Raw genomic sequence first — 13,391 nt, 5'->3', positions numbered from 1 at the left:
TTTTAAAATCTTATAAATTCATTTTTTTAGCATCTTCTATAAATTGGTTCAAACCAATATCAGTAAGAGGATGTTTCAATAAACCTTTAATTGCTGATAATGGTCCGGTCATAACATCTGAACCTACTTTGGCACAATTAATTACGTGCATTGTATGTCGCACAGATGCCGAAAGGATTTGTGTATTAAAAGCATAATTATCATAAATTTCTCTGATTTCAGCAATAAGATGCATTCCGTCAGTAGAAATATCATCTAATCTTCCTAAAAACGGCGAAACATAAGTCGCACCCGCTTTTGCTGCTAAAAGCGCTTGTCCAGCAGAGAATACCAAAGTCACATTTGTTCTGATTCCTTTATCCGAAAAATATTTACATGCTTTAATTCCGTCAGCAATCATTGGCAATTTTACCACAATCTGTGGATGCAAAGCCGCAAGTTCCTCGCCTTCTCTGATCATTCCGTCAAAATCTGTCGAAATTACTTCTGCCGAAACGTCGCCATCTACAATATTGCAGATATCCAGATAATGTTTCAAAATATTGGCTTTTCCGGTAATTCCTTCTTTTGCCATTAACGACGGATTTGTTGTTACGCCGTCTAAAACGCCCAAAGCTTGAGCTTCTTTAATATCATTTAAATTTGCTGTGTCAATAAAAAATTTCATGGTTTTTTAGTTTTTATGTTAATAGAGTTCATTAAGAAATTCTATATTTTCAATTCATAGCAAAATGAATCTTCAATACAGAAAAAATGGTATTATATTTTAATTTGAAATAAAAAAGCAAAAGAAATTGCTTTGAAAAGACAGCAGAAAACTATCTTTTTGAGTACAAAATTAATATACGGCCGTCAGCGCTTCAACATCCAACGGCCATACTTACTAATTAATAAATTTTTCTCTGGCGCATCAACTAACCTTCAAATATGCACCAGAGAAGAAAAACTACAAAAAACAATCTTCATTTCGATTTTGTAACCTCACACAAAACCGAAAATTATTTTATGCAAAGCTGTATCTACAGCTTGTTAATCAATTAAATATATTGATTGATGATGTTTTCAAACAATTCTTGTTTACCGCTTTGAAGATTTAATTCTCCATTTTCGTGAGCGATAGTATAAAGATCTTTAAGATTTAATTTTCCTTCAGCGAAATCTTTTCCTTTTCCAGAATCGAAAGAGCTGTATCTTTCCGTTCTTAATTTCTCGTAAGGAGAAGAAGTGATGATTTTATCTGCAGTCAGTAAAGCTCTTGCGAAAGTATCAGCTCCACCAATGTGCGCTAAGAAAACATCTTCTAAGTCAGTTGAATTTCTTCTGATTTTAGCATCAAAGTTAACTCCACCACCTTGCAATCCGCCAGCTTTTAAGAAAACCAACATTGCTTCAGTAGTTTCTTGGATATTGTTTGGGAACTGGTCTGTATCCCAACCGTTTTGATAATCACCTCTGTTCGCATCGATACTTCCTAACATTCCCGCTTTTGCAGCAACTTCTAATTCGTGTTGGAAAGTATGTTGTGCCAATGTAGCATGGTTTACCTCGATATTAATTTTGAAATCTTTATCTAAACCGTATTCTTTCAAGAATCCAATTGCTGTTGCCGAGTCAAAATCGTATTGGTGTTTTGATGGCTCCATTGGTTTTGGCTCAATAAAGAAAGTTCCTTTAAAACCTTGAGATCTTGCGTAATCTCTAGACATTGTAAGGAATTGCGCCATGTGGTCTAATTCTCTTCCCATATCTGTATTTAGTAAAGACATATAACCTTCTCTACCACCCCAAAACACATAGTTTTCGCCGCCTAAAGCAATTGTTGCATCAAGCGCTAATTTTACTTGCCCTCCAGCTCTTGCTACTACATTAAAATCAGGATTTGTAGCGGCTCCGTTCATGAATCTTGGGTTTGAGAAACAGTTTGAAGTTCCCCAAAGCAATTTTATTCCAGAATCTGCTTTTTTCTGTTTTAAGTAATCTGTAATGAATGCTAAACGTTTTTCTGATTCTGCGAAAGTTGATCCTTCAGCAATCAAATCGTAATCGTGGAAACAGAAATAATCGAATCCCATTTTGCTGATAAATTCAAAAGCAGCATCTGCCTTATCTTTTGCAGCCTGATACGGATCTGATGATTGATCCCAAGCAAATTGCTGTGTTCCTGGTCCGAATGGATCGCTTCCTTGTCCGCAGAACGTGTGCCAATATGCGATCGCAAATTTAAAGTGCTCACGCATTGTTTTTCCAGCTACAACCTGCTCTGGATTGTAATATTTAAATGCCAACGGATTATCAGATTCTTTTCCTTCAAATTTTATTTGGCCAATACCTTTGTAGTATTCTTTATCTCCTAAAACTATCATTTGTTCTTTTATTTAGTTGTTAATATTAATTCTAATTCTTGTTTCCATTTCTGGTAAGCAGCTTCATAAGGTGCTGCATTGTGGAGCGGCAAAAAAGTCATTACATGATCGTTGTCGCTAACATTAGCTCCAAATTTGCTATAATCACCATCTTTTAAACCAACAGCTCTTGCTGCTCCAACTGCTCCGGTTGTATTATAAATTTCAATTTCGTGACCAATTAAAGTCGCCACAGTATTGGAGAAAATCTCCGAACGGAAAAGATTATCATTTCCGGCTCTAATCACATTAATTGTCGCATTATCATCCTTTAAACATTCCATTCCGTATACAAACGAAAACGCAATTCCTTCTAAAGAAGCTCTAAACAAATGCGCACTATTATGAATATTCAAGTTGAGGTTTAAAAAATGAGTTCCGATGTTTTTATTATTGAACATACGCTCAGCGCCATTTCCAAACGGAATCACAACAACTCCTTCTGAACCTACTTCAATATTAGAAGCTTTTTCATTCATTGCTTCATAACTTTCATTTCCCATATTATTACGAAGCCATCTGTACTGAATTCCTGCTCCGTTAATATTTAAAAGTTTACCAACTCTCGGCGTTTTCAGTTCGTAGTTTACGTGAACGAAATTGTTTACTCTCGTACTTTTTCCAGACGACATTTCGCTTACCGCATAAAATACTCCCGAAGTTCCGCCCGTTGCCGCCACTTCTCCCGGATTCAAAACATTCAAAGCCAAAGCATTATTCGGCTGATCTCCCGCTCTGTAAACAATCGGAATTCCTGCCGGAAGACCGGATTCCGCAGAAGCTTTATCTGTAACAACACCTTGATTCGTAAAATTCTCTACAATTTTTGGCGTTAATGACTGATCGATTCCGTAGTAATCCAAAAGCCAATCGGCTACTTTATTTTCTTTATAATCCCAAAGCATTCCTTCAGACAAACCATTTTTAGTTGTCGTTACTTCGCCTGTCAATTTCAAAGTGATATAATCTCCCGGAAGCATGTATTTATCAATTTTATTGTAAACTTCAGGCTCATTTTCTTTCACCCATTTTAGCTTTGAAGCTGTAAAATTTCCCGGAGAATTCATTAAATGCTCCATACATTTTTGTTCTCCAATTTCGGCGAAAGCGGTATTACCAATTTCAACCGCACGGCTGTCACACCAAATAATTGAATTTCGAAGCGCATTTCCGCCTTTATCCACAATCACCAATCCGTGCATTTGATACGAAATTCCAATTCCCTGAATTTTCGATGCATCAATATTAGCTTCGCGAATCGCTCTTTTGGTTGCCGTACAAATGTGCTGCCACCAGATTTCAGGATCCTGTTCTGCCCAGTCCGGGTGAATCGACAAGATTTCCATTTCGTTCTGCGGTTCATTCAAAACGATTACTTTTTTACCCGTTTCAGCTTCAACCAAGGCTGCCTTGACCGAAGAACTTCCAATATCATATCCGATATAATACATACTTACAATGATTCTCTTATTATTAATTTTGTCGGCACATAACACTTCGTTTCTTCGTCATGCGTAATAAATGCCGCTGCTTTGGTTCCTAATTCCTTAAAATCAGTTGATACAACTGAAATTCCTTTGTATATAAATTTCTTCATTGGCGTTTCGTTATACGACAAAAAACCAACATCTTTTCCGGGTTCAAAATCCTTTTCTTTGCATTGCTCTAAAAAGTATCCTAAAATCCTGTCACTTACACTTATATATGCGATTCCTTTTTCAATATTGAACTTTTTAGGATCTGTTACAATCTCATATTCAAAACCGAAATCAGCACAGAATTTCTTGAAAAAATCAACCGTTTCCTTCGGGTGATTGGTAAAATCCGGATACACAAATTGTATCTTTTTATACTTTTTAAACAAATCAGCCGCTTCTGTCAAAGACTCATAAAACGCTTTTCCAAAATCCTGAAAAACATAATTATTCGTTTTATCTGCCTGAATATTCCAGTCAATCAAAAGCAATTTATCTTTTGAAATCGCCGACAAAGCCGGAGCAATTTCCTTGTGATCAAAATTCATCACCACATATTTGTAATACTTCCCAATTCCGTTATTGATGATCGTTTTAAAAACATCAATATTATAATGATGAAACTGCACATCAGTAATCACATTATCCGGCAGATTATTGACAAACGAATGGTACAAAACCTCTTTATACGCCTTAAAAGTGTCTAAAACCAAAAGCACTTTTCTCGTTTCGCCAGAAACATAATATCCTTTATTTGGCACAGACTCAATCGTATTTTGATCTTTTAAAATCGTATAAGCCTTAAAAACCGTGTCTCTAGAAAGCTGATACGTTTTGCAGATTACATTCACTGACGGAAGCAAATCTCCCTTTTGTAAAATATTCTCGGCAATAGCATTTGTAATTCCGTCAACCAACTGTTGATACTTCGGAATATCACTTTCGTGATTAATTATAAACTCAAATTTTTCTTCTTCTTTTAGCATACCGTTCTGTTCCGTTCTGTTATGCTAAAGTAGCTAAAAATATTTTATAAAAAATTATTTTTTATATTAAAATTGTTAATTTTTAGTATGTTATGTTTACTAATTTGGGCATGTTTCGCCGCGGCGAACCGGGCTATCCGTTGCAAGTCCTCGTCTCGTCAAAAGACGAGATGGGCTTTCCACTTCTATCCCTCACGCAAACTGTTTTCAAAAGAAATTACAGTATTATTTACCGCACCTTTGTCATTTCGTTTTAGAAATTCGAAATGACAAATTGAACGGAAAAACGTTGTCTACAAATAATCCTTCTTTTGATTTAAAAATATTCGCAGACGAATGATCTCTTCTTTGATAATTAAACCTATTAAAAACAATAACATCTTTTTGAACAACCGGTTGTGGTTTCAGGAAAATTTTTTTACATGCTAATACACTAACCATAGAAAAGGTTAATACTTTAATTTTTAAACCAGCTGTTCTTAAGTCAATCATCTTAAAATTAATTTTGAAAATCGTCTTGTTTAATCTTCTTTATTATAAGGATCAATTGTTACAATCGAACCATCTTCATTATATTCAATTTTAGTCACTTTTATAGACCTCAAATGTGTAACTCCTTTTGACAAACTCGAATCATGATAAAACAAATACCATTCATTTTCAATTTCGCAAATAGAATGATGCGAAGTCCAACCCACAACTGGATTCAAAATACGTCCTTTGTAAACAAAAGGCCCGTACGGATTGTCTCCAATTGCATAACAAATAAAATGCGTATCGCCCGTTGAATAAGAGAAATAATATTTTCCGTTGTATTTATGAACCCATGAAGCTTCAAAAAAACGACGATCGTTATCACCGGCTAATAAAGCATTTCCATTTTCATCTAAAATTTTGATTTCTTTCGGTTCTTCGGCAAACTCTTTCATATCATCCGAAAGCAAAGCTACGATTGGCCCTAAAGCTTCTTCACTTGCCTTTGGCTCTTCATTCGATTTATCATATATATTGTTTCGATATTTTTGAAGTTGACCGCCCCAAATTCCTCCAAAATAAATATAAAACTTTCCGTCATTATCCTCAAAAACTGCTGGATCAATACTGTAGCTTCCTTTTATAGCATTTAGTTCTGACTTAAATGGCCCTGTTGGAGAATCACTTATTGCAACACCAATCTGAAAAATTCCGTCTGCGCGTTTTGCCGGAAAATACAAATAATACTTGCCATTTTTACAAGCCGCATCTGGCGCCCACATTTGTCGAACAGCCCAGGGAACATCATCAACATGTAAGGCTACGCCGTGATCTATAGCTTCTGCATCAACATTTTCCATCGAAATAACATGATAATCTTCCATTCCGAAATGATCTCCATTGTCGTTAAATGGAATTCCCGCATCAATATCATGCGATGGATAAATATATATTTTGCCGTTAAAAACGTGTGCCGATGGATCAGCGGTATAAATATGATTAACTAAGGGATTTGAAATTGCACGCTTATCTAGCGCGGCAAAGTCAATGTTTTCAATGCTATCTTCAGGCATATTCTCTTTTTTTAAATTTTCTTTAATACATTAAACTCTTCTTTCTTTTAAATCTGATTCAATTTGCACTTCCATTTTCTTGTCGATTTTGTAGAAAAACAATAATCCTACGCCAATAAGGAAAGGGATAGCTGGAAAAATGCTAACCAGTAGTTTTATTCCGTTTATCGCTATATCTGTCTGTTGTGCAGCATTTGGCACGTAATTAAAATATCCTAATAATGAAGTTGTCAAAGCGCCTCCAATGCTTAAACCTGCTTTTAAACCAACCATCATGGCTGAAAAAATAATGGCAGTTGCACGGCGGTTATTAAGCCATTCAGAATAATCGGCAACATCGGCGATCATTGCCCAAAGAATTGGGATCGTTATTCCGTAGAAAAATCCATGCAAAATTTGAGAGAAAAACATGAAGCTGATTGATGTTGACGGAAAGAAATAAAAAGCAATAACAAAAAGCGTTGAAATGAATAAAAATAAACCGAACACATTTCGCTTTCCGTATTTATCCGCAAGACTTTTAGACAAGGTAATTCCGACTATCATAAAGATAATTCCGCCGGCATTAAACAATCCAAATCCAGCTGATACAGGATCACTCCCAAAATAATTCAACCCAATATTCGACAAAGTATCTAAAATAGGCTGAATAAAAACCGCTAATTGCTCTTTATCAACATAGTTTTCAAAATAATAGACATATGATCCACCTTTCATTGCAAGTGTTATAAAAACCAAAGTTGTAAGCGAAAGCATGATTACCCATGGTCTGTTTTTGACCAAATCACTTAAATCTTCTTTTACACTTGATTTTTGTTCCGGCTTAGGAATAATTCTTTCTTTTGTTGTCAAAAAGGTGATTAAAAGCATGATGGTTCCGATAATCGCTAAAACTGTCATTACTTTTTCAATACCAACAGCTTTATCGCCATTTCCGGCACTTTTTATAATTCCAAGCATAAAAACCTGAACAAAAAACTGCGCAAACATAACTGCCACAAAACGGTAGGATGACATACTGTTTCTTTCACCCATATCGCCTGTAATTACACCACTTAAGGCTGAATAAGGCAAATTATTTCCTGCATAGAAAAGCAATAATAAACTATAAGTTACGACTGCATAAATCACTTTTCCCTGGTAGGAGAAATTTGGAGTTGTAAATGCCAACAATGCAATTACTCCCAATGGTACAGCTGTCCATAAAATCCAAGGTCTGAATTTTCCCCATTTGGTACTCGTTCTATCTGCGAGCACACCAATAATTGGATTAAAAATAAAAGCGGCAATCAAACCGACAACCAACATTATTATAGAAGAATGTGCAGGCGATAATCCGTAAATATCGGTATAAAAATACGCCAGATAAGTCATCAAGGTCTGAAAAACTAAATTTGCAGCAAGATCACCTAAGCTATATCCAATTTTTTCTTTTATGGATAATTTTTGGGAATTAAAATTCATTATTGGTTCGTGGTTATTGTGGTTAATTTTTACAATCAATTCTTATAAAAAATCGATCATTTCAGTTAGCTCTTATACTGATTTCAAAAGCTTTTCACTTAAGCAATCGGTTGTGTAAATTTAGTAAAAAAAATATACCATCCAAATTTACTTTGTTTAATTGCATTATTTTCAGAAAAACAATCAGTTAGCATTCTCAATAAATAGAATTCGCAGTCTTTTTTATTCTTTTTTTGCTTTAAGCTGAAGAATGCTATCGTATGCTTTTTTATGTTTCAACTGAGTATCAAATGGAAGCGGATAATTTGTTCTTCCTTTTATAGGCCAGTCATTTAGCCATGATTGTCCGTCATGAACTCCCCAAAAAGTAACTCTGCTGATTTTGTCTTTATGTTTTAAAAATAATTTAAAAATAGAAGCATATCTCTCTGCCAATTTATTCTGAATCGAATCAGGCAATGCTTTTGGATATGGATTCATTTTTTCACTTCCTTCAAAGTTCTGATTTACATCAGCACCTTTTAAATCCCATGGATTTGGCAAGACCGTAATATCCAATTCTGTAAAAGCTACTTTAATTCCTAATGCCGAATATTCCAAAATACTTTTTTCGATTTCTTCTATTGACGGACTTGCTAATCGCCAATGTCCTTGAATTCCAACTCCATCAACTTTTCCACCTGCAGCTTTTATTTTTTTGATTAAAGCGATAGCTCCAGCTCTTTTTGCAGGATCTTCAATATTATAGTCGTTGTAATATAAATCTACTTTTGGATCTGCTTTTGCCGCTAATTTGAAAGCATCAATTAAATATTGCTCTCCAAGCGTATTCAAAAATACTGACTTTCTTAAAGTTCCATCTTCGTTTAAAGCTTCATTTACAACATCCCACGAACCAATTCTTCCTTTGTATTTAGAAACTATTGTCGTGATATGATCTTTCATAAAAGCCTTCATTTCTGTACTGTCTTTTATTTTTTCCATCCAAGGCGCTAATTGGCTATGCCAAATCAAAGTATGACCGTGAATAAACATTTTATTTTTTTCTCCGTACGCTACAAATTTATCTGCCAATGTAAAATCATACTTATCCTTTTGCGGATGCACAAACATTGATTTCATGATATTTTCTGCCGTAATCGCATTAAACTCTTTTTTAATCAATGAATCTTCTTTTGTGTTCTTTTCTTGAATTTGGTCTGCACTTAAAGCCGTTCCGATATAGAAATCGTTTTTATAAGCATCTTTTAACGACAGCGTTTCTTTTTTTGAAGAACAGCTTACCATCAGCAACGTTGCGGCGGCAAATACATAAGGGTTAATAAATTTCATATTTTTTGGTTTAATAGTTAATAGTTTTTTTATCTCTTAGAAGATTATCGCAATCTTGTCATTCCGAGGAACGAGGAATCTCCGTAAGTAGCTCCGTCACGAAAATCCAATCTTTGTAGAGTTTCTTGCGGAGATTCCTCGTTCCTCGGAATGACAAACTTTGCATATTATTACTTCCTAAAACTCTCCGGCGGTCCTAAATACGACTCCAGAACTTTTCCTTCTTCTGTTTCAATTACAATTTTCTGAAGCACCAAAGCCGGATCGATCGCATAAATTTTCAAAACGTGATTTCCTGATTTTTCAATTTGATGTTCCGATGTAATTATTTTAATATTATTTGCAACCGATGACGCCCAAGCTTTTTCTGAAGAATCTGCATTGAGGTTCATAATTTGCGGTTTTTCCGAATCGAAAGCAATTCCATATTTTAAACCATCACCGTTTTTAAAATTGATTGTTGGCGAAAAATAGGCGTTTACTTTTATCTTTCCCTTGCTGAAAAAATGAACATCATATTCTAATCTTGGTGATTGCTCTGAAATTTCAATCGACTGAACATTCGAAGGTTTTATTGTTATTCCAGAATCTGTTTTTCCAAGATTTGGGATTACAGTCCATTTTACTGAATCTGAATTTATTGCTTTAGAATAGTTTTTACTTTCTATCGAAATATAACCGTTGTCCTCCACAAAACCACGAGCATTACTTAAATCTCTATTTTTTTTAATTGATGTTTCCGCCTTCGCAGAAGTTTTCGCTTCGGCTTTATTTGAAACCTCAACTGTTTTTGTTTTTGGAATCACATTTTTATCCGGTTGTTGCCAATTTGTATAACCAATATGCGTCTGTGACATCATGTGATTCCATTTACCGTTCGCTACTTTGGTATGATAATAGTTCGTCAATAGACTATCTTTTTCAAATAATGATTTTACTTTTTCAGCATAATCATTTGCCGAAGCTCTTCCCTGCTCTGCATATAAATGATTTTTAGCCGTCGCGACATACAATTCATTCAAATTGGCACTTGCCAAAACCGGAAATAAAACCAACTGATAATAAGCATCTTTATATTCAGGCTTCAATTTCTCGTTTATTGCATTGGCTTTTTTGACCAATTTTTGATAATTAGCTACAACTCGATCTGCTTCGTTATAATTTGTGATGCTATACGTTTTCTCATCTAATAATTCAGGTTTTCTACGAGAATTATATTTGGTATATAATTTTAAAATCTCCGCAATTTCTCCAGTAAACTGATTTCCGAAATTCTCTTTTGCCCAATTCACATAATAATCTTGTAAATTTCCGGCATTGAATTTTTCTGGGTTCCAAGCCATATCAAGGAAAAACTCAATTGGAAATTCCATTGGTTTTATATCACCCACATTTACAATCCAGATTTTATCAACTCCGTGTTGATACGCCAAGTCCATTTGTTCCCAGGTGCGCTCGATTTGGTTGGTGTTGATCCATTTATAATTTCGCGGACCGCCAACATAATCATAATGATAATAAATTCCGTAACCGCCTTTTCTTGGTTTTGCATTCAGTTCCGGTAGTTTGCGGATATTTCCCCAGTTATCATCACACAATAAAAGTGTTACGTCATCGGGCACCGTCATTCCTTTGTCGTAATAATCCTGAACTTCTTTATAAAGCGCCCACATTTGTGGTGTTTCTTCAATTGGCTTTTTAGTAACTTCCTGAATAATATTTCGCTGTGTTTTTACTATATTTTCTAAAAGCCCAATTGCAGTTCCTTGAGTCATAGGTTCATCACCGTCACCTCGCATTCCAATTGTAACGATGGTTTCTTTATTTCCCATTCGTTTAATTCCGTCTTTCCAGAAATTAATCAAGGTTTCTGAATTGGTATTAAAATCCCATTTTCCTTTTTCTTTTCCCCATTCAGCGTGCGCTCTCGTTAACGGTTCATGATGCGAAGTTCCCATTACAATTCCGTATTCATCAGCCAAAACTGCATTCTGAGGATCATCCACATAAAACATTCTTCCCCACATCGCTGGCCATAAATAATTGCCTTTCATTCTTAAAATCAATTCAAAAACATTGTCATAAAATTTCGAATTGAATCCGCCAAATTTTTCAAAAGCCCAGCCTGTTAATGCAGGCGCTTCATCATTAATAAAAATACCGCGATACTTTACTTTTGGTTCGCCTTGCGAATGAATTCCAGGCAAAACATGTAATTCTGATTGTTTTTTAACCGGAACATCTGCCCAGAAATACCAAGGTGAAACGCCAATTTGGCTTGACAAATCGTAGATTCCGTAAATTGTTCCTCTTTTATCTGAACCTGCAATTACCAAGGCTTTTTTTATTCCTTTAAACGGATTTTCAACAATTTGCGTGATAAATTTTTCCCATTTTCCCTGAAGCTGATTGGCATCAATTTTTCCTTCTTTGGCTAATTGATCAATGATTTCGCTTTTTCCTAAAGTTCCAATTATGACAACAAAATTATCTGCTTCTGAAATCTTTTTTATTCTCTTCGAATGCAAATCGGAAACTTTAAAAAGATCGTTTTCTAAATGTCCTGTTACTTTTAAAACTCCTGCATAATCTTTATCGTCAACCAAAATTGAAGCTATTTTTCCTTTTGAAACCAAAGGGAAATTTTTAGCAGAAGCCTGATTTACTATATATTTCTCTGGATTTATGGCATATGATTTTGTGCTTAATCCGATTAGGAAAAGCAGAGAAATTATGGATGCTATTTTATTTTTTAAATACATAGAAATATAGTTTTTAGCTTTTACGCTCAGTTTTGTCATTCCGAGGAACGAGGAATCTCCACAAGTAACTCCTCACAGAATGTCGTCAAGCTTTGTAGAGCTTCTCGCGGAGATTCCTCGTTCCTCGGAATGACAAACAGGGCGTGTGATTTCAATACTATTACAAATTCAATTTATAAGCAATTCCCATTTCCAAACCTCTTAATTCTGCCAAACCTTTCAATCTTCCTGTCAATGAATATCCTGGATAAGTTTCTGTTTTTTCGTCAACTGCGTGCAGAAATCCGTGATCAGGGCGCATTGGCAAACTTATCTTTGTCTCATTCATCAATAACAGAATTTTTTCCAAAATCACTTCCATTTTCACATCGCCAGTTAAATGTTCTGATTCTCTGAAAATAGTTTCGCTTTCGCGAATGGTATTTCGAAGATGCAAAAAGTGAATTCGGTCACCATAATCATCAATTATTTTTTCCAGATTATTTTTTGGATCGGCGCTTAATGAACCCGTACAATAACACAATCCGTTTGCTGTTGAAGGAACCTCATCAAAAATCGCTTTTAAATCTTCTTCTGTAGAAACAATTCTTGGAAGACCTAAAACCGAAAATGGCGGATCATCTGGATGAATCGCTAATTTTTGGCCATTTACCTCAGCAATCGGAGTAACTTCTGATAAAAAATAAATCAGGTTTTCTCTTAGTTTTTGATTGTCGATTTCAGCATAATTTTCTAAAAGTGCCAAAATCTGTTCAGCGGTAAAATTGATTTTACTTCCTGGCAATCCTAATAAAACATTTTTAAACAATAATGCTTTTTCATCTTCAGACAATTGATTTCCAAATTGCAACGCTTTTTCTTTTTCGGCATCTGAATAATCATTTTCTGAATTTGGCCTTTTCAAAAGAAAAACATCAAAATAGGTAAATGCATCCTGATTGTAGAGTAAAGCTTTACTATCATCAGCGTTTATAAAATTGTGATTGGTTCTCACCCAATCCAGTATCGGCATGAAATTATAATTAATGATTTTGATTCCACAATCTGCCAGATTCTTTAAACTGATTTTATAATTTTCAATGTATCGAAGATAATTTCCCGAAGCTCTTTTGATTTCTTCGTGAACAGGTAGACTTTCAACAACCGCCCATTCCAAACCTGCATTTTTAATGATTTGCTGTCTTTCTTTAATCTCGTCAATTGTCCAAATTTCTCCAACGGGAATATGATGTAAAGCTGTAACAATTCCGGTTGCTCCAGCTTGTTTGATATCTAATAAAGTAACGTTGTCCTGAGGTCCGAACCAACGCATTGTTTGTTGCATTTTTGTCATACTTATTTTTTTAATCTCGCAAAGGCGCAGAGGCGCAAAGTTTTTATTTAAAAAAGCTTAAAAGAAAAATACTTTGCGACTTCGCTCCCG

At 34.9% G+C, this 13,391-nt stretch carries 9 protein-coding genes; all 9 read right to left on the bottom strand.

The genetic code is table 11. The features are described 5' to 3' along the window. Positions 1 to 10: 10 nt before the first annotated feature. The 9 genes from fsa to uxuA all read right to left on the bottom strand — a co-directional run bounded on the left by fsa (position 11) and on the right by uxuA (position 13,292). Complete coding sequence (gene fsa, locus ACNFIH_RS18785; protein ID WP_426484293.1) at positions 11 to 667, bottom strand: fructose-6-phosphate aldolase; 657 nt, start codon at positions 665 to 667, stop codon at positions 11 to 13. Between the two features lie 370 nt (positions 668 to 1,037). Next, positions 1,038 to 2,363, bottom strand: coding sequence for a xylose isomerase (xylA, locus tag ACNFIH_RS18780; protein ID WP_426484292.1), 1,326 nt, complete (start codon positions 2,361 to 2,363; stop codon positions 1,038 to 1,040). An 8-nt stretch (positions 2,364 to 2,371) separates the two neighbouring features. Continuing rightward, entirely contained in the window at positions 2,372 to 3,853 is a 1,482-nt protein-coding gene (locus tag ACNFIH_RS18775) for a xylulokinase (protein WP_426484291.1), read from the bottom strand. A gap of 2 nt (positions 3,854 to 3,855) precedes the next feature. After that, the gene (locus tag ACNFIH_RS18770) at positions 3,856 to 4,863 is read right to left on the bottom strand and encodes a GntR family transcriptional regulator (RefSeq protein ID WP_426484290.1); all 1,008 of its coding nucleotides are present in this window, start codon (positions 4,861 to 4,863) and stop codon (positions 3,856 to 3,858) included. Between the two features lie 521 nt (positions 4,864 to 5,384). After that, a complete protein-coding gene (locus ACNFIH_RS18765) occupies positions 5,385 to 6,410 on the bottom strand; it encodes a glycoside hydrolase family 43 protein (RefSeq protein ID WP_426484289.1) in 1,026 nt (341 codons plus the stop codon). A gap of 30 nt (positions 6,411 to 6,440) precedes the next feature. Then, positions 6,441 to 7,874, bottom strand: a complete 1,434-nt coding sequence (locus ACNFIH_RS18760; protein WP_426484288.1) for an MFS transporter — start codon at positions 7,872 to 7,874, stop codon at positions 6,441 to 6,443. Between the two features lie 222 nt (positions 7,875 to 8,096). Continuing rightward, the gene (locus ACNFIH_RS18755) at positions 8,097 to 9,206 is read right to left on the bottom strand and encodes an endo-1,4-beta-xylanase (protein WP_426484287.1); all 1,110 of its coding nucleotides are present in this window, start codon (positions 9,204 to 9,206) and stop codon (positions 8,097 to 8,099) included. 170 nt (positions 9,207 to 9,376) lie between these two features. Further along, positions 9,377 to 11,968 carry a glycosyl hydrolase 115 family protein gene (locus ACNFIH_RS18750; RefSeq protein ID WP_426484286.1) on the bottom strand — a complete coding sequence of 864 codons (2,592 nt, stop codon included), beginning with the start codon at positions 11,966 to 11,968 and terminating at the stop codon, positions 9,377 to 9,379. Between the two features lie 160 nt (positions 11,969 to 12,128). After that, on the bottom strand, positions 12,129 to 13,292 hold the full coding sequence (uxuA, locus tag ACNFIH_RS18745) for a mannonate dehydratase (RefSeq protein ID WP_426486734.1): 1,164 nt from the start codon (positions 13,290 to 13,292) through the stop codon (positions 12,129 to 12,131). Between the last annotated feature and the right edge of the window lie 99 nt (positions 13,293 to 13,391).

This window comes from Flavobacterium sp. 2 (assembly GCF_049949195.1).
Taxonomy (GTDB): Bacteria; Bacteroidota; Bacteroidia; order Flavobacteriales; family Flavobacteriaceae; genus Flavobacterium.
Note: the sequence above shows the minus strand (reverse complement) of the source record. Positions and strands in the feature narration are given on the sequence as shown.